Raw genomic sequence first — 20,650 nt, 5'->3', positions numbered from 1 at the left:
CCGTCATGAGCAGCCGTCGTCATTTCCTCACCCAACTGGCGGGCGCCGCTGGCCTTGGCGGCTTGGCCGCCCTCGGCCTGGCGGGGCTGCCGGCGCGCGTATCCGCAGCGGGGCCGGGTGCGGGTATCTGGCGCATGCCGGACGAGCACGGGCCGCAGGAACGCGTTTTCCTGGCCTTCGCCGCGCAGCCTCGGGTGTGGGGCGCGCAGGCCGATGCGGTGAACACCGCCGTGGCACGGCTGGCCCGCACCATCGCCCGCCACCAGCCGGTCAGCGTGCTGTGCCGCCCGGCGCAGCGGAAGCAGGCGCAGGACCGCTGCGGCCGCGACAACATCGAGTTCCTCGAGGTGCCGCTGGATGACATCTGGGTGCGCGATTACGGCGGGTGCTTCGTCACCAATGACCGGGGCGGGCTGGGGCTGGTCGACTTCAACTTCAACGGCTGGGGCGGCAAGCAGAGCGCACGCAACGATGGCGCGGTGGCGCCCTGGCTGGCGCAGGTGACCGGCGCGACGCTTCTGGAAAGCGATCTGGTGGGCGAGGGCGGCGGCATCGAAGTCGATGGCCATGGCACCGCGATCCTCACCGAGAGCTGCTGGGTGAACCGCAACCGCAATCCAGACTGGTCGCGCGCGGATATCGAGGCGGAGCTGAAGCACCACCTCGGCCTGCGCAAGGTGATCTGGCTGCCCGGTATCGCCGGCGAAGACATCACCGATGCGCATGTGGATTTCTATGCGCGCTTCGTGCGCCCGGGCGTGGTGATCGCCAACCTGGACAACGATCCGGAGTCCTATGACTACGATCTGACCCGCGAGCACCTGGACATCCTGCGCGGGGCCACCGATGCCGATGGCCGCCGCCTGCAGGTGCACACGCTGCCGCCGCCGCTGGACGGGCGCGACAACGTGCATACCCGCGACAACGACGATCTAGCGATGGGCTACATCAACTATCTGCCGATCAACGGCGCGGTGGTCGCGCCGCAGTTCGGTGACGACGCAGCCGATGGCTACTGCCGTGAACTGCTGGAAGACATGTATCCCGGCCGCGTGATCGAACAGGTGGATATCGATGCGATCGCCGGTGGCGGTGGCGGCATCCATTGCGTGACCAAGAACATGCCGAAGGTAGGCTGAGTTGCCTCAGGCGTCGTCCTGCTTCAACGCCGCATCGGCCGCCAGCAGCGCCTCGGCGGCTGCACTGAGCGGCGGCGACGGCGGGGCGACCACGCCGATCGCTTCCATCATCTTCGGCATGCCCAGGAACTGGCGCGCGCGACGGTCGTAGATGCCGGTGACCAGCAGCGCACGGGTGGCGATCTTCTGCTCGGGCCCGATCAGCACGCGCTGCTCCATGATGCCGCGCGAGCCGACCCAGCCCACCAGGCGCGTTTCCAGGGTGAAGCGCTGGAACGGCTTCAGTTCGCGGCGGAACTGGATGGTGCCGGCGCCGACGATCGGTGCCCACTTCTCGCGCAGCGCCACCCGGCCCAGGCCCATGCGCAGGATCAGGTCCAGCCGGCCCAGATCGAAGATGTTCCAGTAGCGACCGTTGGTCATGTGCAGGTTGCTGTCCAGATCATTGGGCAGTACACGGAACTGCAGGCGCGAGACCCCAAATGGGGCCTCCAGCTTCGGCCGGAACAGACTGCACAGCAGCAAGTGGAGCAGGCGGAACCAGAGATTCATGGTTATGACGACTGTTATAGAATCGTCGATACGCTAATCTATGACGACTGTCCTGGCAAGGAGCCTGCCATGAGCCCGCGCCCCTCTGATGCGCCACAACGCGTGATTGATGCTGCGGCACAGATGCTGGCACGCGTGGGTCTCAATGCCACCAGCATCCGTGAGGTGACCAAGTTGGCCGAAGCGCCGCTGGGCTCCACCTATCACCATTTTCCCGGTGGCAAGCAGGAGTTGCTGGCGCGTGCCACTTACATGGCTGGCGACAAGGTGGAAGCGCTGCTGGTGGAGCTGCTGAAGGGCGGCGCAGTGCAGGGCCTGCAGCAGTTCCTGGCAATGTGGCGCGAGCGCTTGCTGCGCTCCGAATTCCGCGCCGGCTGCCCGGTGTTGGCCGCGGCCGTGGAGGAACCGGTGGAGGCGGTGCCGAGCCAGCCCCGTGCCGCCGCCGCCGAGGTGTTCGCACGCTGGCAGGGCCATCTGGCCGCGGCGTTCATCGCCGACGGCCACGATCCGGCCGCCGCGGGTGGGCTGGCCAGTCTGGTGATTGCCAGCGTTGAAGGTGCGGTGGCGATGTGCCGCGCACTGCAGGACATCGCCCCGTTCGATCAGGTGGCCGCGCAGTTGCTGAAGGCCGCCGCGCGGCCTTGATCCGGCCGCACGGTCGCGGGAGACTCGGCGCAGGCCCTGACTGGACGCCGCCATGGACGAATCGCACTGCCGCCACCTGATCGAGCACTACCTGCAGGCCTACAACCGCTTCGACATCGACGCCATGCTGGCGGTGCTGGCGCATAACGTGCGTTTCGAGAACCACAGCGGTAACCAGCTGACGATGGTCACCGAAGGCATCGATGCCTTCGGCGAACTGGCACGGCAATCGGCGCCGTTGTTCCGTGAGCGCGAGCAGCGGTTGCTCGAGCTGACCTTCAAGGATGATGTGGCGCTGGCCAGCATCGGCTGGCGTGGCGTGTTCGCGCAGGACATTCCCGATGGTCCCAGCGCGGGCACGGAACTGGCACTGCAGGGACACAGCGAGTTCGCTTTTGAGGACGGTCGCATCGTGCGGATCGTCGACCGCAGCTGATGATCGATGGCCTCGGCCCGTCGTCTGGACAGCGGCTCCGACCGCGGTAGCATCCGCGCAATACCGCCTACGCGTGCCCGGCAAGGATGTCCGCATGCTGTATCAGGTTCTCGAGCTTCCATGCTCCACGGGCTGTAGCGGCGCATGTGGATGGCCGAGATCGGTTTTTCGTTCCTGGCCTACCCTGCGCTATGATCCGCGCCAAGGCCAAGGTATGTGGCCGGCTGTCAACCACCACGAATGAGGAAGAGCGCATGGACGTCGCTACACACCGCAACAGGATGTTGTTTCGTTGGATCATGGTGACGCTGCTGGCAGTACTGATGCCGTTTGCGGCTCTGGCGCAGCCCGCAGCCGGGCAGGCCGAAGCCGCCACTGCCGCGGAAGAGGCGCAATGCCGCGCCTGCAGCTATGAGCGTATCGGGCACAAGGTCGATATCGGGCTGGTTGCACTGGTGTCGCTGCTGGTGGTGGGCCTGCTGGTAGCGGTATCCCGCGAATGGGGCACCACCTCGCAACGATGGACCTGCCGCACGCTGGCCCTGCTGCTGGTGGGCATCGGCCTGGCGTTGCTGTGGTGGGCTGGCAGCGTCGTCTACCTGGGCTACAACCCGTGGCAGGAAATGGCCGCCCCCGTCGATGGCTCGCTTACCTCGACACTGCTCAACACGTCACCGAAGTGGTTGGCTGCGCTGGTGCTGATCGGCTTGGCGCCTTCCATCTGGAAACGCAGCGAGCGCCTGCCGGCCTGGCGTATCGGCTGACCCTGGAGCGACGGCGCCGGGCCACACCCGGCGCCGCCTGCGGCAATCAGTCAAAGCGCCAGCGCACGCCCGCATAGACGCCACGGCCTTCGCCTGGCGTCGAGCGCGCGACATCCTTGCCGGCGTCGTCGTAGCCTGGCGTGACCGTGGTGGCGTAGTGGCGGTTGCCGATGTTGCGCATCTCGGCCCAGGCCTGCCAGCGGACACCGGGTGCGTCGTAGCCGATGCGGCTGCCGAAGATCACATGGCTGTCAGCCCAGTAGCTGTTGGCGTAGTCGACGGCGATGCGCGAGGCGTATTCGGTATTGAGCGCAGCGTACAGGCCGGATGCATGATCGAAGCGCAGCTCGGCCTGGTAGGCGTGGCGCGGCAGGCCGGGCAGGCGGTTGCTGCCGAAACGCGCGTCGTGGCGGTAGCGGAAATCGCTGAAGGTATACGCCTGACGCAGCGACAGGCGGCCCGGTGCAGCCTGCCACAGCGTGCTGTCCAACCCGGCTTCGATGCCGCGGTGAACGGTGGGGCTGGCGTTGTTCTCGGCGATGAACAGGTTCGGCACCGGTTGCAGTTCGACACTGAGCAGTTCGTGGTTTACGTGGGCGTAGTAGCCGGTCAGTTCCCAGCGACCCAGCGCCGCGTCACCGCGTGCGCCCAGTTCCAGCGTGGTGGCCGTCTGGTTCTGCATCGGCACCGGCGCGCGCTGGCGGCCGGTGGACGGGCCATTGCCCGGCCCGAAGTACTGGTTCGATCCCCAGATCATCGACCACGGATGCGGCGCTTCCACCGAGCGGCTGAGGTTGCCGAACCACTGCGTCTGCGCGCTGTGCTGCCAGGTGAAGCCCAGTCGCGGCGCATAGTCCCAGTCGCGGTCGCGCAGACGGCCGCCGCTGCTCGGCCAGGTCACCTGCACATCGCGACGGGTGTTGATCAGTGCCAGCCCGGTCTGCATGCGCAGGCGGTCATTGAAGGTGAGGGTATTGCCGACGTGCAGCGTGCTGTCGGTGCCGTGGTGGCGGAAGTCACGCGTGCGCGTGCCAGCGGCATAGCCGTTGCTGGCAAAGCGCAACGACTCGCGCACATCCGCATCCAGATCATGGGTGACGCGCAGACCGACCGTGGTTTCGCTGTCCATGCCGAACAGCTGGTGGCGGCGGCGGTAGTCCAGCGTGGCGTTGAGGTTGGCGTAGTCCAGCTGCTGCCGGTACAGGCTCTCGTTCAAGTCCATCGGGTACGTGTGATAGACCAGTCCGGCCTGCAGCGAGGAGTCCTCATCGATCTGCAGCGTGGTGACGTTGCCCACCCAGGTGCTGCCCGGCTGCGGGCGACGCGCATCGATGGCCAGGTTGGCCGCATTCGCGGCACGCGGATCGTTACGGATCTGATCGCGGGTCAGGCGACCGGGCGTTTCATGATTGGTTTCGCGGTAACGCACGAAGAAGCGCGTCTGCAGGTCGGGCGTGATCTGCCAGCCGATGTTGGCCATTGCGCCCTTGCCGTCGCCGCGCGCGTGGCGCTGATAGCCATCGAATTCGGTATCGGTGTAGGCCAGGAAGTAGTCGACATCACCACTGACGCCGCCCCAGCTGATGCCGTGCTTCTGGTAGCCACGGCTGCCGGCTTCGTAGTGCAGCTGCACGCCCGCCGAATCACGACCGCTGCGGCTGACATAGTCGATGGCACCACCCAGCGCCAACGCACCGCGCTCGAAGCCGTTGGCGCCGCGCAGGACTTCGACGCGCGACAGCCACAGCGGTTCCAGCAGCTCGTAGGGCGTGCCGCCCGGACCGGTCAGTGGCAGACCGTCGATCGACACCGCAATGCCTGAGGCATGCGCGCCCGGGCCCCGGTTGATGCCCGAGCCCCGGATCGAGATCTTGGTGCCTTCGTTGCCCGGCGACTGCGCGCTGATACCCGGTTGGTAGGCCAGCACATCGGCGCTGCTGGACAGGCGGCTGTCGGCCTTGGCCACGTCGATGACGTTGCTGGCACCGGGTACGCGCTTCAGTGCCTCGCGCGCCTGGGCGCTGGCATCGGCGGCAGCGGTGACCTGCACAGCATCCAGCGTGGTGGCCTGTGGGGCCGCAGCGGCGGTGGAAGAGAGGTCGAGGGAAACGGCCAGGAACAGCAGCGAAGGGGTGGGGCGGTACGACGAGAGCGACATGCGGGAATGCTGTAAACCAAGAAAGTGGCGCGCAAGTTAACAGGCCGGCGGCGTCACGTCACCCACCGGCGGCGTATGGCCGCCCGCGCTCCTTGTAGAGTCGAGCTTGCTCGACTGCTTGTCTGCATCGGTGTCGAGCATGGCTCGACTCCACAGAAGGTTTACCGTCAGGGCTTCGCCAGCGCCTTGGCCTTTGCGTACAACGCCTTGGCAGTCTCCGCATCACCCAATGCCGCATGGCACTCGGCCAGGCTGTCCCACGCGTTGGCCGAATCCGGATACAGCTCGGTGTTGAGCGTGAATACCTTCAACGCCCTATGCGCACCGAGGTTTTCGCGGATGGCGTAGCCACCAGCATTGATCGCACGTTCCAGTTCGCCGGTGGGAACGCCATTGCTGTCGCGCAGCCAGCTACGCATCTGCGGTTTCGCATCGGTGCTGTCATCCAGCGCATAGCCGATCAATCGCTCGGACAACACCGCATGCGGAAACTCCTGCGGCGCGGCCACCGCCATCGTGCTCTCCACCAGCGTGCTGGACCAGACATTGCGGGCGCTGCCGTTGGTCAGGTACACGAACACCCAGTAACCGCTGGCCAGCGTGCCCTTGTAAGCCAACCGCGCACGAACGCGGGTGCCGCCATCGTGGCCAACCTGGGTGTAGCCGTCGCTGCGGGTGGTGTCCCATCCCGTGGAGAAGAAATTGTTGCCGCCACCGGCCAGTTTCTGCGGCTGCCAGAGTTTTTCCAGGGTCGCCGTGCGCAGCAGCTTGCCGGTCGCCAGCGCCTGCAGGAATCGGTTCATGTCGCCCACGGTGGTCTGCAGGTCGGCATGGCCCCAGCCGTAGTCCGGCCAGGCATCTTCATTGGCCGGCTGCAGTTGGCCATCCTTGCCGATGTAAGGCACCGCCGCGCGCGTGGCTGGCACGCGGGTAACGCCCCACGAGGTGCTGGCCATCTTCAGTGGCTGCAGGATGCGTTCGTGCGCGATGGCTGGGTAAGGCTTGCGGTAATGTGCTTCCAGCAAGGCGGTCAGCACCAGGTAGTTGCCCTGGGTGTACTGCACGCGGCTGCCGGTGGCGAACTGCATCGGTGTCGCGCCGGCCACCTTCAGTGCAGCGCCAAGGTCAGGGGCTACACCAGGGTAGCCCTTGCTGACCCAACGGTTGTCGACACGATCGTAGTACTCGCCGATACCCGAGCTGTGGTTGAGGAAATCGCGCACGTGGATTGCCTGCCATGCTTCAGGCAGGTCCGGCACATAGCGACTGGCTGGCGCATCCAGATCCACCTTGCCCTGGTCGACCAATTGCATCACCAGCGTGCTGGTCAGCAGCTTGGCCATCGACTGCGCGGCGAAGATGGTCTCGACGGTGGCGGGCGCATGGGTAGCGGGATCACGTTCACCGCTGGCGCCCTGGTACAGCACCTGGCCGTTGTGGGCGACCAGTACCGCCTGGCCGGCGATGCCGTAGCGTTCGCGGTTGGCCTGCAGCTGGGTGCTGAGCTGCTTGGAAAGATCGCCGGCAGTTTCAAGCGCCGAAACGGGTGGGATCGCAAACAGCGTGCAGAGCAATGCAACGGCCAGGGTGCGGTACATCGCGGTGATCCGTCAGCGGTGATGGCGCATGTTGGTCACGTCGGAAGAGCGGGTCAAGGGCACCGATTCCCGCATCGGGGAGAGCCGGCCAGCGGCCGGCACTACCACACGTTTCCGGTAGTGCCGGCCGCTGGCCGGCACCCCCGCGATCAGCCGAGGATTCCCGGCAGATCCAGTCCCTTTTCCTTCGCGCAGTCGATCGCGATCTCATAGCCCGCATCGGCATGGCGCATCACGCCGGTCGCCGGGTCGTTCCACAGCACGCGGCCAATCCGCTTGGCCGCTGCCTCGGTGCCGTCGCAGACGATCACCATGCCGGCGTGCTGCGAGAAGCCCATGCCGACGCCGCCACCGTGGTGCAGCGACACCCAGGTCGCGCCGCTGGCGGTGTTGAGCAGGGCGTTCAGCAGCGGCCAGTCGGACACCGCATCGGAGCCGTCGGCCATCGCTTCGGTTTCGCGGTTCGGCGAAGCGACGCTGCCGCTGTCCAGATGGTCACGACCGATCACGACCGGCGCCTTCAGTTCGCCACTGGCCACCATCTCGTTGAAGGCCAGGCCGAGTCGATCACGATCACCCAGACCCACCCAGCAGATGCGTGCCGGCAGGCCCTGGAACTTGATCTTCTCGGCGGCCATGTCCAGCCAGCGGTGCAGGTGCGGGTTGTCCGGAATCAGTTCCTTCACCTTGGCATCGGTCTTGGCGATGTCTTCCGGGTCGCCGCTCAGTGCGGCCCAGCGGAACGGGCCGATGCCACGGCAGAACAGCGGGCGGATGTAGGCCGGCACGAAACCCGGGAAATCGAAGGCATTGGCCACGCCTTCCTCCAGCGCCATCTGCCGCAGGTTGTTGCCGTAGTCCACGGTCGGTACGCCCAGCGCGTGGAAGCCGAGCATGGCGCGGATGTGGTTGGCCATCGATGCGCGCGCTGCCTTTTCCACGTCCTTCGGTGCACTCACACGCTTCTCATCCCACTGTTCGACCGTCCAGCCCTGCGGCAGGTAGCCATTCACCGGGTCGTGCGCGGAGGTCTGGTCGGTCAGCAGGTCCGGCTTCACGCCGCGCTTGAGCAGTTCGGCCAGCACGTCGGCAACGTTGCCGAGCAGGCCCACCGACGTCGGCGTACCGGCCTTACAGGCGTCGTCGATCAGGCGCAGCGCTTCGTCCAGATTGTCGGTCCAGGTATCCAGGTAACCGGTGCGCAGACGCATGTCGATGCTGCTCTTGCGGCATTCCACCGCCAAGCACGAGGCGCCGGCCATTACTGCAGCCAGCGGCTGTGCGCCACCCATGCCGCCCAGGCCACCGGTGAACAGCCACTTGCCGGTCAGGTCGCCATCGAAATGCTGGCGGCCCATTTCCACGAAGGTCTCGTAGGTGCCCTGCACGATGCCCTGCGCGCCGATGTAGATCCAGCTGCCGGCGGTCATCTGGCCGTACATGGCCAGGCCCTTCTTATCCAGCTCGTTGAAGTGATCCCAGTTGGACCAGCGCGGCACCAGGTTGGAATTGGCGATCAGCACGCGCGGCGCATCGGCGTGGGTGCGGAATACGCCCACCGGCTTGCCCGACTGCACCAGCAGGGTCTGGTCGTCGTCCAGGCGCTTGAGCGTTTCGACGATGGCATCGAAGCTTTCCCAGTCGCGTGCGGCGCGGCCGATGCCGCCATACACCACCAGTTCCTGCGGGCGCTCGGCCACGTCCGGGTGCAGGTTGTTCATCAGCATGCGCAGCGGCGCTTCGGTCAGCCAGCTCTTGGCGTTCAGCGTGGTGCCGGTCGGCGCGGCGATGGTGCGGGACGGGTCGTTGCGGGTCATGCGGCGCTCCGGTTCGTAGCGAATTCAAGGCAGGCGTTGAGCACCTGCGCCAGGGTGTGGCGCAGCGGTGCGGCGTGGTCGGGGTCGAGCGGGGTGGGCCAGCTGTGTTCGTCCACCTGGTCCGGAAGGGGTTCGTGCATGTAGCCACGGCAGGCCAGCTCCATCTGCAGGCTGTGCACGCCGCCGGCGATGTTGCTGTAGTGGCGGGTGATCCAGCCGCCCTTGAAGCGGCCGTTGCGGACCTGGCTCATGCCACTGATCTTCAACAGGTTCTCCACCACGTCGCTCAGGACGTTGTCGCAGGACGTGTCCGGCGCACCGGACGGGCCGGCGGTGCCCAGGTTGAACTGCGGCAGCTCACCGTCGAACAGATGCGGGATATGCGAGCGGATCGAGTGTGCGTCGTACACCACCACGGTGCCGTGGCGTGCACGCAGGCGCGTGATCTGCGAAGCCAGTGCATCGTGGTAAGGCAGGAAATACGTGTCGCGGCGACGGGCGATTTCTGCTTCGTCCGGTTCGCGCCCCGCGTGGTACAGCGGCTGGTTGTCGAAGGTCGTCAGCGGACACAAGCCGGTAGTGTTCTGGCCCGGGTACAGCGACACGCCGCTGGGATCGCGGTTGAGGTCGATCACCGAACGCGAGATCGCTGAGCGCACCGTGGTCGCGCCCATGCCGCGCACGAAGTCATACAGCTCGTGCACCCACCAGTCGGCATCGCGGCGTGCCAGCCAGGGCGAGTGGTAGTCGCCGATCAGGTCGTGCGGCAGCTCGCTGCCGGTATGCGGGAAGCTGACGATCAACGGGGCATCGCCCTCATGGACCGTCAGCCATTCGGGATGGGTCGTCATGCCTGCGGTTCCACGGTCGGCAGCAGATCGGCCAGGCCCTGCGCCAGCGCACCACTGCGCACCAGGTTGGTGGCGGTCACCATGTCCGGATGGAAGTAGCGGTCTTCTTCCAGCGTCGGTACCTGCGCGCGCAGGGTGGCGCGCACGGTTTCCAGTGCGGCGCTGGAGCGCAGCGGCGCGTGGAAGTCGCAGCCCTGCGCGGCAGCCAGCAGCTCGATGCCGATCACGTTGGCGGCGTTCTCTGCCATCTGCATCAGGCGGCGCGCACCGTGCGCGGCCATCGACACATGGTCTTCCTGGTTGGCCGAGGTGGGAATGGAATCCACGCTGGCCGGGTAGGCGCGCTGCTTGTTTTCAGAGACCAGCGCGGCGGCGGTCACCTGCGGAATCATGAAGCCGGAATTCAAGCCCGGGCGCGGGGTCAGGAACGCGGGCAGGCCGGACAGCGCCGGGTCCACCAGCATCGCCAGGCGGCGCTCGCTGATCGAGCCGATCTCGCACACCGCCATGGCCAGCATGTCGGCGGCAAAGGCGACTGGCTCGGCGTGGAAGTTGCCACCGGACAACGCCTCACCGGTGTCGGTGAACACCAGCGGATTGTCGGACACGCCGTTGGCTTCAATTTCCAGCGTGGTCGCGGCCTGGCGCAGGATGTCCAGCGCCGCGCCCATCACCTGCGGTTGGCAGCGCAGACAGTACGGGTCCTGCACGCGCACGTCGTTGTCACGGTGCGATTCGCGGATGTCCGAGCCTTGCATCAGCGTGCGCAGGGTGGCGGCGGTGGCGATCTGCCCGCGCTGGCCGCGGATGGCATGGATGCGCGGGTCGAACGGCGTGTCGGAACCCTTGGCTGCTTCCACCGACAGCGCGCCGGTCACCAGTGCGGCCTGGAACACGGTCTCGATCTCGAACAGGCCCGCCAGCGCATAGGCGGTGGAGAACTGGGTGCCGTTGAGCAGCGCCAGACCTTCCTTCGCGCCCAGCTCGATCGGCTGCAGGCCGGCACGCGCCAGTGCATCGACCGCTGGCAGGCGCTCGTCACCAATGAAGGCTTCGCCCACGCCCAGCATGACGCTGGCCAGGTGCGAGAGCGGTGCCAGGTCACCCGAGGCACCCACCGAGCCCTGCGCGGGTACCACCGGCAGCACGCCCTTGACCAGCATCGCTTCCAGCAGCAGCAGGGTTTCCTCGCGGATGCCCGAGGCTCCCTGCGCCAGGCTGACCAGCTTCAGCGCCATCATCAGGCGCACCACGCTGGCCGGCATCGGCTCGCCCACGCCGGCGGCATGCGAGAGCACGATGTTCCGCTGCAGGGTAGCCAGATCTTCGCGCTCGATGCGCACGCTGGCCAGCTTGCCGAAGCCGGTGTTGATGCCATACACCGGCGCGCCCTTGGCGACGATGGCGGCCACCGCCGCAGCACTGGCGCGCACCACCGGCAGCGCGGCCGGGTCCAGTGCAAGCGGCGCACCGCGATAGACCTGCCGCCACTGGGCGAGAGTGACATGGCCGGGGCGAAGAACCAGGGTGTTGCTCATGTGTTGCTCCAGGAGGCAGGCAGGTCGGGCTGTCCGCGCACTACGCGCGCGTGCAGCGGGTTGAATCCAATGCGATAGACCAGGTCCGCGGGCGCATCGATGTCCCAGATCGCCAGGTCGCAGTCCAGGCCCACGGCGAGGCGGCCGACGCGATCGCTGCGTCCGAGCGCGCGCGCCGCTTCACGGGTGAAGCCGGCGATGCACTCATCCACCGTCAGGCGGAACAGGGTGGCGCCCATGTTCATCGCCAGCAGCGGGCTGGTCAGCGGCGAAGTGCCCGGATTGCTGTCGGTGGCCAGCGCCAGCGGCACGCCGGCCGCACGCAGCGCCGCGATCGGCGGCAGGGTGGTATCGCGGGTGAAATAGAAGGCACCGGGCAACAGCACGGCGACGGTGCCGGCGGCGGCCATCGCGGCGATGCCGGCGTCATCCAGATGCTCGATATGGTCGGCCGAGAGTGCACCGAAGCTGGCGGCCAGTTCGGCGCCATGCTGGTTGCTCAGCTGCTCGGCGTGGATCTTCACTGCCAGCCCGTTGGCGCGTGCCGCTTCGAAGACCTGCCGCGCCTGCGCCGGCGAGAAGGCGATGTTCTCGCAGAACACGTCCACTGCTTCGGCCAGGCCTTCGGCGGCGATGGCCGGAATCATCACGTTGCACACCTCGTCGGTGTACTCCTGTGCTTCGCGGCCCGGCGGAATCGCGTGCGCGCCGAGGAAGGTAGTCACCACGTTGACCCGGCATTCCTCGCCCAGCGCACGTGCGACCTGCAGCTGCTTGCGCTCGTCTGGCAGGGTCAGGCCGTAGCCGGACTTGATCTCGAGGGTGGTCACGCCCTCGGCGCGCATCGCCAGCAGGCGCGGCCGGCTTTCGCTGGCCAGCTGTTCCGGCGTCGCAGCACGGGTGGCGCGCACGGTGGAGACGATGCCACCGCCGGCACGGGCGATGTCGGCATAGCTGACGCCCTGCAGGCGCTGCTCGAATTCGTTGGCGCGGTTGCCGGCGTAGACCAGGTGGGTATGGCAGTCGATCAGACCGGGCGAAATCCAGCGGCCTTCGCCATCGATGCGGGTGGTCGGCTTCAGGTGGGCGTCGCTGCCGGCCGGACCGACATGGACGATGCGGCCGTCAGCGCAGGCCAGTACGCCATCGCGGATGACACCCAGCCCTTCGCCATCGAGGGTGATCAGGTGAACGTTGGACCAGAGGGTATCGACGTGCATGGCATCCACAACGCGGCTGTGCTTATATGTCTATACAATATAGGTGTCCATTTCGGGTTGTCCAGCCATGTCCGATTCGCGTTCCCCGCACTGTTTCCATGCCGCCCACGCCCTGCTGGCCGACGGCTGGGCCCGCGATGTCCGCCTGCAGGTGCAGGACGGCCGCATCACGGCGATCCACACGGGGCAGGGCGCCCAGCACGGCGACACCTGCGTCGGCATCCTGGTGCCGGGCCTGCCCAACCTGCACAGCCATGCCTTCCAGCGCGGCATGGCCGGGCTGACCGAGATCGGCGGCGGTGACGGTGACAGCTTCTGGAGCTGGCGCGAGCTGATGTACCGCTTCCTGGCCCATCTGCGCCCGGACGCGGTGCAGGCCATCGCCGCCCAGGCCTACATGGAAATGCTGGAAAGCGGCTTCACCCGCGTCGGCGAATTCCATTACCTGCACCACGACGCCGATGGCCATGCCTATGCCAACCGCGCCGAAATGAGTGCGCGCATTGCCGCTGCGGCCGATCAGACCGGCATCGGGCTGACCCTGCTGCCGGTGTTCTATGCACATGCCGATTTCGGTGGCGCGCCGCCGAATCCGGCGCAGCGCCGCCTGATCCACGATGTGGAGGGCTTCGCGCAGTTGCTGGACGCCGTGAAGCCGTCGTTGGCCGCACTGCCCGACGCGGTACTCGGCATTGCCCCGCACAGCCTGCGTGCAGTCACCGGCGAGGAATTGAGTGCATTGCTGCCGCTGACCGACGGCCCGGTGCACATCCATATCGCCGAGCAGGTGCGTGAAGTCGAGGCCTGCCTGGCCTGGAGCGGCCAGCGCCCGGTGCAGTGGCTGTACGACCACGCACCGGTCGATGCGCACTGGTGCCTGGTGCATGCCACCCACATCACCGATGACGAGCGTGCCGCCATCGTGGCCAGCCGGGCCGTGGCCGGGCTGTGCCCGATCACCGAAGCCAACCTGGGCGACGGTCTGTTCCCGATGCAGGCGTTCGCGCGCGAAGGCGGTCGCTTCGGTGTCGGCTCCGATTCCAATGTACTGATCGACGCGGCCGAAGAACTGCGCCTGCTGGAATACGGCCAGCGCCTTACCCTGCGCGGGCGCAACGTACTGGCCCCGGACGCCACTCGCAGCACCGGTCGCTTCCTGTTTGAAGGCGCACTGCACGGTGGCGCACAGGCCCTGGGCGTGGCCGCTGGCCTGCAGGTCGGCGCCAGTGCCGATCTGGTCGAACTGGATGCCACACACCCCGCGTTGCAGGCGCGACAGGATGACGCATGGCTTGACAGCTGGGTGTTCGCCGCACGTAATGGCGCGCTGCGATCGGTCTGGCGCCATGGCCGCCAATGCGTGGCCGAGGGCCGCCACCTGCAGCGCGAGGCGATCACCACCGCCTTCGCCGCCGCCCTGCGTGGCGTGCTGGGCTGATCGCCTCCCGCCACAGAGACCCCATTACGTGAAGGCCAGCAAGTCCGCCACGCTCAACCAGCGTATCCGCAGCGATCTGGAAAGCCGCATCCTCAGTGGAGAGTGGGCACCGGGCTTTCGGATTCCGTACGAACACGAGCTGATGGAGCAGTACGGCTGCTCGCGGATGACGGTGAACAAGGTGCTGACCGCGCTGGCCGAGAGCGGCATGATCGAACGCCGCCGCCGCGCGGGTTCGTTCGTGGCGCGGCAACCCCCGCACCTGGAGCAGGTGGCGCTGGAGATTCCCGATATCGCGATGGAGGTGGGCTCGCGCGGTCATCAGTACGCCTATCGTCTGCTGCAGCGCGATCTGCGCCTTGCCGATGCCGGCAATGCCGGTGAAGTCGAGCTGGCCGGGCAGGAAAACCTGCTGGCGATGCGCTGCCTGCATCTGGCCGATGGCCGCCCGCTGGCGCTGGAGCATCGCCTGATCAGCCCGGTGGGGGTGCCGGAGGTGTTGGAGGTCGACTTCAGTACTACCGCGCCGGGCAGCTGGCTGCTGCAGAACGTGTCGTGGACCCGTGCCCAGCACCGCATCAGTGCCTGGGGCGCGGATACTGCCACCGCCAAGCTGCTGGACGTGAAGCCCGGCACCGCCTGTCTGGTGATCGAGCGCCTGACCTGGCGTGGCGAACAGCCGATCACCCGCGTGCGCCAGGTGTTCCTGGGGGATGCCTGGGACCTGGTGGCGCGCTTCGCGCCTGGGGCGCGGTAGGGTCGTATCCACGCGTGGCGTGGATCTACCAAGGGGTCGCGCATCGGGATTCAGTGGATCCACGCCATGCGTGGGTGCTGGTCCCAATCAATACGTGGCGCACTGCCGCCAGCGCACCGGCTCATCCACGCCGGGGCGGGCGTTGAGCTGGATGCGCACGTTGCGCAGGGCGGGGTAGTGCAGCACTTCCTCGCAGACCTGCGGCCAGACCTTTTCCAGCTCGCCGGTGCGGTTGATCGCCAGTGTCTGCCGGGTCAGCCAGACACCGCTGGCGATGCCGGGCTTGCCGGCCAAGGCGCGGGACAGATCGGCCTGGAAGCGCTCCAGCGTGGCGGCATCCGGGTTGGGGTTGCTGCGTGCATCGGTTGAGGGCGTGGCCGGTGCAGGCGCAGCGGTCGGCGGCATGGTGGCGGGGGCCAGCGCCGGTTCGGGCGCCGCTTCAACCGCAGGCGCAGCCGGCGCGGGGGCGACCGCCACCTCGGCAACAGGCGGAGTGTCCTGCACATGCAGCCCTTGCAGGCTCAATCCCACCAGCAGGCCCAGCGTGACCGCGCCGAGCGCGGCAATGGCGATCCGGCGCAGGGCTTCATGGCGGGCGCTGGCGCGCACACGGGTTTCGATTTCCGCCGGCAGATAGGGCTGCAGCAGTGGCCACAGGCGCGGGCCGTCCAGCACCTCGACCGCCTGCTTCTCGGCGGCGCTGCGGCCGTCGCGTTCCATCCGGCCTTCGGTCAGCAGCACGCCGCCCTTGGCGCCGGCCAGGCGCGCGGCCGCACCCAGTTCGTTCACTGCAGCGGTGCCGATACGGTAGGCCAGGCCATGCTTGCATGACACCAGCCAGCTGTTGGGGCCATCGCTGAGCAGGAAGTCACTGCTCGGCTCACGGGACTCCTCGCCCGGGTCATCCAGTTCGCGCAGGCCGCGCTGCTCGCGCAGCATGCGCTTGACCAGTACCGAGAATTCGCGCCAGTGCATGCCCGCCAGGGCCTGCAGGCCGAGTTGCATCTCCTTCTGCCGCCGTTTGATCCACCACAGATAGACAACGGCCAGGGAACAGGTAAGCAGGGCCGACAGCAGGGCCAGGATCCAAGGGAGCATGCAGGAGGTGCGCGGAAGGGGCGAATGCGAAGGCGACAGTGTAAAGGTCGCGCCGTGCCGCTGAGTCAGGAGGTTCCTGACAGGAAGCGTGATGGAGCACGCAGTTCGGAATACCGCGGGCACGAAAAACCCGCCAATCCTGAAGCCGTGAGGGGAGGGAACAAACGGCAGCCGAAGCGATTGGCGGGTTGCTCGCGATTGTCAATCAAAATTTATTGCATTGCAACAATGGCCAGTCAGGGCACGCTGCCTGGCGACTGATGGCTGCCCGGTGCAGGTGCATCGGTGCCTGAGGCGTCGCGATTCTCCAGCTTGGCCAGGCGCGCCTGCAGGGCGTCGATGCGGGCCTCCAGCGCAGTCACCTCGTCGGCGGTGGGCACGTGCAGGCGCTTGAGTACGCCCTGCACCTGGTCGTCGAACGCTTTTTCAACCTTGTTCCAGGTGCCGGAGGCCTTCTCGCGGGCCTCGTCCAGCGAGGTTTCAACGTTGTCGCGCCAGCCCGGGCCCTGCTCGCCGTTGCGTTCACGGCGGCGGGCTTCCCAGGCTTCGCCTTCCTTCACCAGGCCGTCGAAGAAGCGGCTGCCTTCGGCCTGCGCACGGCCAAGAGCGCCCAAGCCGGCCAGCCAGACCTGCTGCGCCGAGTCACTCAGCTTGCGCGAGAAGCGCTCGGCCTGGTCACCGAACGAGGCGTCGTCGTTGCGGCGGTCATCGTTTTCGTACTGGTTCATCGCACTTCCCGTGGGAGTTGGGCCTGTCCCGAGAGTAGCGCGCGTTGGCGTTGCACGGCCGTGACGGCCGCCGCCGGGGTTCAGCCCAGCTTTTCCTTCAGCACGCGCTGGATCTCGCCTTCGACCATGCCCTTCATCGCCGACAGCAGGAAGCCCAGCTTGGCGGTCACGCGCACGGCGCCCGGCTGCAGTTCGATCGCACCGTCCACGCCGCTGCCGGAGAAGTTCAGCACGTCGGCGGTCCAGGACGACTTCAGGCCGAAGCGCTCGGACAACTTGGCGGCAACCTGTTCGATCGCGGCGCGCGCCTGTGCGTCGGGCAGGGCGTGGGCGTGGCGGACATCGATGGTGGACATGCAGGCTCCTGGCGCAGGGCGGGGATGATCAATGAGGGCGAGCATTGTGCGCATCGAGGGCCTCCGCGCCAAGCACTCATCGTGGGTTCTTCTTCGTTGGCGGCCAACCTGCTAGGCTGCGCCGCGTGCAGAACCTGCTTGTTCACTTCAGTCAACAACAACAGCCCGACCAGCCGCTGCGGCCCGGGGTGCAACGCATCGTGCGCCAGGCCAACGGCAGTGTGCGGCTCGGCGATGCCGGCAACGGCGCCCTGCTGCTGGCGCAGTTCTGCGTGGATGATCGCGGCCTCTGGCTGCAGGTCGGCAACGGTATCCGCGGCATTCATGTGAACGGTCGCCCGGTGCGGCGCATGGCACTGCTGCGTGCGGGCGATGCGGTGTATGTGGACGGCGTGGAAATGGTCCTGCAGGGCGAGGTGGAGAGCCTGCTGCAGGCCCCCGCGCCGAACAACGGTGACGGCAACGACGAGCAGCAGCGCCTGCTGCGCGGTGTCGGTGGCCTGCACCATGGCCGCAGCTTCACGCTGTCGCGGTCCCGCCTGATCGGCCGCGGTGGCGACGCTGACATCGAGATCAATGAACCGGCCTTCGCCGAACAGCATGCCCGCGTGGAAGTGCACGGCGAGCGCGTGCTGCTGCGTGACCTGGGCAGTGCCGACGGCACCCGGGTCAACGGCGTGGCCGTGCGCCACTGCTGGCTGCAGGCCGGCGACCAGGTAGTGTTCGATGGCCAGCACCGGTTCGTGCTGGAAGTGCCGCATGACCCGCGCCGGCGCCCGCTGCCGGATGAAGACGAGTCCAGCCAGGACGCCGAGCAGGCGCCGGTGCTGCCGGCCGTGCCGCGCAAGGTCCGGCGCTGGCCGTGGCTGCTGGTCAGTGCGCTGCTGCTGGCCGCGCTGCTCAGCCTGCTGCTCTGGTTCGGCGCACGCTGATCTGAATCCGCCGGGTCCGCCCTGGTAGGTGCCGACCTTGGTCGGCACGCTCTCCAGGTGCGCATGACGCCTGACGGCGTACGCCGACCAAGGTCGGCGGCTACCGGAGCATTGCTGCGGGCCAATGGATTCCAATGAAACCAAATTTCCCTTGCGCCACAAGGCCGCAAGGCTGGTGCACTGCGGCATACTAGGGGTCTTGCCCCACAGGTGTGACATGACGCGCGCGTTCAACTTCAGTGCCGGCCCTGCAACCTTGCCGGAATCGGTCCTGCGCCAGGCGCAGGCGGAAATGCTGGACTGGCACGGTACCGGTGCCTCGATCGTGGAAATGAGCCATCGCGGCGCGGAATTCATGTCCGTGGCCGCCGAGGCCGAGGCTGACCTGCGTCGCCTGCTCGATATCCCCGAAGACTATGCGGTGCTGTTCCTGTCCGGTGGTGCCACCACCCAACAGGCGCTGATCCCGCTGAACTTCGCCGCCCCCGGCCAGCGTGCCGACTACGTGGTCAGTGGCCACTGGGGCAAGACGGCGGTCAAGCAGGCCGGTGTCTACGTCGACGTCAACATCGCCGGCAGCAGCGAGGCCAACGGCTACCGCGAACTGCCGGCGCGTGCCGACTGGCAGCTGTCGCCCGATGCCGCCTACGTGCACATCACCGCCAACGAAACCATCCACGGCGTCGAGTTCCGTGATGTGCCCGACACCGGCAACGTTCCGCTGATCGCGGACTTCAGCTCGTCCATCGCCAGCGAACCGCTGGATGTGCGCCGTTATGGCGTGATCTACGCCGGCGCGCAGAAGAACCTCGGTCCGGTCGGCATCGCGGTGATGATCATCCGCCGCGACCTGCTCGAGCGCAGCGGCCAGCCGCGTGCGGACATCTTCGATTACCGATCGCACGTCGCCCGCGATTCGATGCTCAACACCCCACCGACCTGGAACTGGTACCTGGCCGGCCTGGTGTTCAAGTGGATGCTGGCCGAGGGCGGCGTGGCCGAGTTCGCCAAGCGCAATGCCGCCAAGGCAGCGCTGGTGTACGGCGCCATCGACGGCTCTGGCGGCTTCTACCGCAACGAGGTTGCACATGCGGCCCGTTCGCGGATGAACATCCCATTCTTCCTGCCCGATGCCGAACTGGATGCCCGCTTCGTCGCCGAAGCCAAGGCCGCCGGCCTGCTGGCGCTGAAGGGGCACAAGGTGGTCGGGGGCATCCGCGCCTCGCTGTACAACGCCATGCCGCTGGCCGGGGCCGAGGCGCTGGTCGCCTTCATGGCCGATTTCCAGCAGCGTCACGGTTGAGCAATGAACGGTGCGCACCGTCGGGTGCGTGCCCCGCAACAAGGAATTCCGATGGCAAGCAGCAAATCCAGCAAGAAGGCGCCGAAGAAGGCCGAACCGGCCAAGGACAGCGCCTCCACCAAGGCCAAGGGCAAGAGCACGTCCAAGGCGGCCTCGAACCCGGCACCCACCCTGGCGCCGCTGGCGCTGGCCGATGTGCGCTCGAAGATCGACCAGATCGACCGCGACATCCAGGGCCTGATCGCCGAGCGCGCGCGCTTCGCCCACCAGGTCGGCAAGGCCAAGGGAAAGCTCGCCGCCGCTGTCGACTACTACCGTCCCGAGCGCGAAGCGCAGGTGCTGCGCATGGTGGTGGACCGCAACGAAGGCCCGCTCAGCGATGAACTGCTGGTGCACGTCTACCGCGAGATCATGTCGGCCTGCCTGGCCCAGCAGGAGCCGCTGAAGATCGGCTACCTCGGCCCGGAAGGCACCTTCAGCCAGCAGGCTGTGCTCAAGCACTTCGGCCGCTCCGCGCTGGGCCTGCCGATGGCCAGCATCGAGGAAGTGTTCCAGGAAGTGGAAGCAGGCAATGCCGATTTCGGCGTGGTGCCGGTGGAGAATTCGGGGCAGGGCACCATCCAGATCACCCTGGACATGTTCCTGACCTCCAACCTGAAGATCTGTGGCGAAGTGGAACTGCGCGTGCAGCAGTACCTGATGTCGCGCAGCGGCCGCATCGAGGACATCGAGCGTATCTACGCACACCCGCAGTCGTTCATGCAGACCTCGGCGTGGCTGCGCGCCAACCTGCCGAAGGCCGAGAAGATCCCGGTATCCAGCAACGCCGAAGGTGCGCGCCGTGCGCGCAACGCCGACGACGCGGCGGCCATCGGCGGCGAGAGCGCCGGTCACGTGTACGGCCTGAAGAAGGTGGTCACCAAGCCGATCCAGAACGATGCCGACAACACCACCCGCTTCCTGGTGGTGGGCCGCAACATCTTCCCGACCTCCGGCCACGACCGCACGTCGGTGCTGGTGTTCATCCATGACAAGCCGGGTGCGCTGTTCGACGTGCTCAGTCCGTTCGCCCGCCACGGCATCAGCATGAACCGCATCGAGTCGCGGCCGTCGCACCACGGCAAGTGGGAATACGGCTTCTTCATCGACCTGGCCGGCCACATCGACGACGCGCCGATGCAGGCCGCGCTGGCCGAACTGGAAGCGCACTCGGCGCAGATCAAGGTGCTGGGCTCCTATCCGGTGGCCGTGCCCTGAGTGCTGCTGCGGCGGCCACGGCCGCCGCTCCCTGATGCATCGCTGGCGCTGCCGGCGTTTACG

At 67.2% G+C, this 20,650-nt stretch carries 19 protein-coding genes; 9 read left to right on the top strand and 10 right to left on the bottom strand.

The window, feature by feature from the left end; genetic code table 11:
• Positions 1 to 5: 5 nt before the first annotated feature.
• Complete coding sequence (locus EKL94_RS01020; RefSeq protein ID WP_126927629.1) at positions 6 to 1,139, top strand: agmatine deiminase family protein; 1,134 nt, start codon at positions 6 to 8, stop codon at positions 1,137 to 1,139.
• A gap of 6 nt (positions 1,140 to 1,145) precedes the next feature.
• Here the strand turns inward: EKL94_RS01020 and EKL94_RS01015 are convergent, their stop codons facing one another.
• The gene (locus EKL94_RS01015; protein WP_049397600.1) at positions 1,146 to 1,691 is read right to left on the bottom strand and encodes a thioesterase family protein; all 546 of its coding nucleotides are present in this window, start codon (positions 1,689 to 1,691) and stop codon (positions 1,146 to 1,148) included.
• Positions 1,692 to 1,760: 69 nt separating this feature from the next.
• Here EKL94_RS01015 and EKL94_RS01010 point away from each other — a divergent pair, with 69 nt between their 5' ends.
• From EKL94_RS01010 to EKL94_RS01000, 3 genes are all read left to right on the top strand, one after another.
• The gene (locus tag EKL94_RS01010; RefSeq protein ID WP_126927628.1) at positions 1,761 to 2,336 is read left to right on the top strand and encodes a TetR/AcrR family transcriptional regulator; all 576 of its coding nucleotides are present in this window, start codon (positions 1,761 to 1,763) and stop codon (positions 2,334 to 2,336) included.
• A gap of 52 nt (positions 2,337 to 2,388) precedes the next feature.
• Complete coding sequence (locus tag EKL94_RS01005) at positions 2,389 to 2,772, top strand: nuclear transport factor 2 family protein (protein ID WP_012480737.1); 384 nt, start codon at positions 2,389 to 2,391, stop codon at positions 2,770 to 2,772.
• A gap of 254 nt (positions 2,773 to 3,026) precedes the next feature.
• The gene (locus EKL94_RS01000) at positions 3,027 to 3,536 is read left to right on the top strand and encodes a hypothetical protein (RefSeq protein ID WP_126927627.1); all 510 of its coding nucleotides are present in this window, start codon (positions 3,027 to 3,029) and stop codon (positions 3,534 to 3,536) included.
• A gap of 46 nt (positions 3,537 to 3,582) precedes the next feature.
• On the opposite strand, the gene EKL94_RS00995 is transcribed toward EKL94_RS01000, so the two are convergent.
• From EKL94_RS00995 to hutI, 6 genes are all read right to left on the bottom strand, one after another.
• The gene (locus EKL94_RS00995; protein WP_126927626.1) at positions 3,583 to 5,694 is read right to left on the bottom strand and encodes a TonB-dependent receptor family protein; all 2,112 of its coding nucleotides are present in this window, start codon (positions 5,692 to 5,694) and stop codon (positions 3,583 to 3,585) included.
• Between the two features lie 167 nt (positions 5,695 to 5,861).
• Positions 5,862 to 7,292 carry a serine hydrolase domain-containing protein gene (locus EKL94_RS00990; protein ID WP_126927625.1) on the bottom strand — a complete coding sequence of 477 codons (1,431 nt, stop codon included), beginning with the start codon at positions 7,290 to 7,292 and terminating at the stop codon, positions 5,862 to 5,864.
• Between the two features lie 149 nt (positions 7,293 to 7,441).
• Entirely contained in the window at positions 7,442 to 9,109 is a 1,668-nt protein-coding gene (gene hutU / locus EKL94_RS00985; RefSeq protein WP_126927624.1) for a urocanate hydratase, read from the bottom strand.
• Positions 9,106 to 9,960 carry an N-formylglutamate deformylase gene (gene hutG / locus EKL94_RS00980; protein ID WP_126927623.1) on the bottom strand — a complete coding sequence of 285 codons (855 nt, stop codon included), beginning with the start codon at positions 9,958 to 9,960 and terminating at the stop codon, positions 9,106 to 9,108. The genes hutU and hutG overlap by 4 nt, the downstream gene beginning before the upstream one ends.
• Positions 9,957 to 11,498: a histidine ammonia-lyase gene (hutH, locus tag EKL94_RS00975; protein ID WP_126927622.1), complete on the bottom strand. Its 1,542-nt coding sequence runs from the start codon at positions 11,496 to 11,498 to the stop codon at positions 9,957 to 9,959. The genes hutG and hutH overlap by 4 nt, the downstream gene beginning before the upstream one ends.
• Positions 11,495 to 12,718, bottom strand: a complete 1,224-nt coding sequence (gene hutI / locus EKL94_RS00970) for an imidazolonepropionase (RefSeq protein ID WP_126927621.1) — start codon at positions 12,716 to 12,718, stop codon at positions 11,495 to 11,497. The genes hutH and hutI overlap by 4 nt, the downstream gene beginning before the upstream one ends.
• Before the next feature lie 67 nt (positions 12,719 to 12,785).
• On the opposite strand from hutI, the gene EKL94_RS00965 reads away from it, so the two are divergent.
• Together EKL94_RS00965 and hutC are read left to right on the top strand one after the other, a co-directional pair.
• On the top strand, positions 12,786 to 14,156 hold the full coding sequence (locus EKL94_RS00965; RefSeq protein ID WP_126927620.1) for a formimidoylglutamate deiminase: 1,371 nt from the start codon (positions 12,786 to 12,788) through the stop codon (positions 14,154 to 14,156).
• Positions 14,157 to 14,184: 28 nt separating this feature from the next.
• Positions 14,185 to 14,913: a histidine utilization transcriptional repressor HutC gene (gene hutC, locus EKL94_RS00960; RefSeq protein WP_062607337.1), complete on the top strand. Its 729-nt coding sequence runs from the start codon at positions 14,185 to 14,187 to the stop codon at positions 14,911 to 14,913.
• Between the two features lie 87 nt (positions 14,914 to 15,000).
• Here hutC and EKL94_RS00955 read toward each other — a convergent pair whose 3' ends face one another.
• The 3 genes from EKL94_RS00955 to EKL94_RS00945 all read right to left on the bottom strand — a co-directional run bounded on the left by EKL94_RS00955 (position 15,001) and on the right by EKL94_RS00945 (position 17,095).
• Entirely contained in the window at positions 15,001 to 16,011 is a 1,011-nt protein-coding gene (locus EKL94_RS00955) for a restriction endonuclease (protein ID WP_126927619.1), read from the bottom strand.
• 236 nt (positions 16,012 to 16,247) lie between these two features.
• Positions 16,248 to 16,739, bottom strand: coding sequence for a phasin family protein (locus EKL94_RS00950; protein ID WP_010480542.1), 492 nt, complete (start codon positions 16,737 to 16,739; stop codon positions 16,248 to 16,250).
• Positions 16,740 to 16,819: 80 nt separating this feature from the next.
• Positions 16,820 to 17,095 carry a polyhydroxyalkanoic acid system family protein gene (locus tag EKL94_RS00945; protein WP_005417302.1) on the bottom strand — a complete coding sequence of 92 codons (276 nt, stop codon included), beginning with the start codon at positions 17,093 to 17,095 and terminating at the stop codon, positions 16,820 to 16,822.
• 125 nt (positions 17,096 to 17,220) lie between these two features.
• Between EKL94_RS00945 and EKL94_RS00940 the strand changes: the two genes are divergently transcribed.
• The 3 genes from EKL94_RS00940 (at position 17,221) to pheA (ending at position 20,587) form a co-directional block, all read left to right on the top strand.
• Positions 17,221 to 18,027 (top strand): FHA domain-containing protein, encoded by an 807-nt coding sequence (locus EKL94_RS00940; protein ID WP_126927618.1) that lies wholly within the window; start codon positions 17,221 to 17,223, stop codon positions 18,025 to 18,027.
• A gap of 217 nt (positions 18,028 to 18,244) precedes the next feature.
• On the top strand, positions 18,245 to 19,330 hold the full coding sequence (gene serC / locus EKL94_RS00935; RefSeq protein WP_126927617.1) for a 3-phosphoserine/phosphohydroxythreonine transaminase: 1,086 nt from the start codon (positions 18,245 to 18,247) through the stop codon (positions 19,328 to 19,330).
• A 51-nt stretch (positions 19,331 to 19,381) separates the two neighbouring features.
• Positions 19,382 to 20,587, top strand: a complete 1,206-nt coding sequence (pheA, locus tag EKL94_RS00930) for a prephenate dehydratase (RefSeq protein ID WP_126927616.1) — start codon at positions 19,382 to 19,384, stop codon at positions 20,585 to 20,587.
• Positions 20,588 to 20,650 lie beyond the last annotated feature (63 nt).

Source organism: Stenotrophomonas maltophilia (genome assembly GCF_003970865.1).
GTDB classification, from domain to species: Bacteria; Pseudomonadota; Gammaproteobacteria; order Xanthomonadales; family Xanthomonadaceae; genus Stenotrophomonas; species Stenotrophomonas maltophilia_AR.
This window is presented reverse-complemented; position numbering and strand designations above follow the sequence as displayed.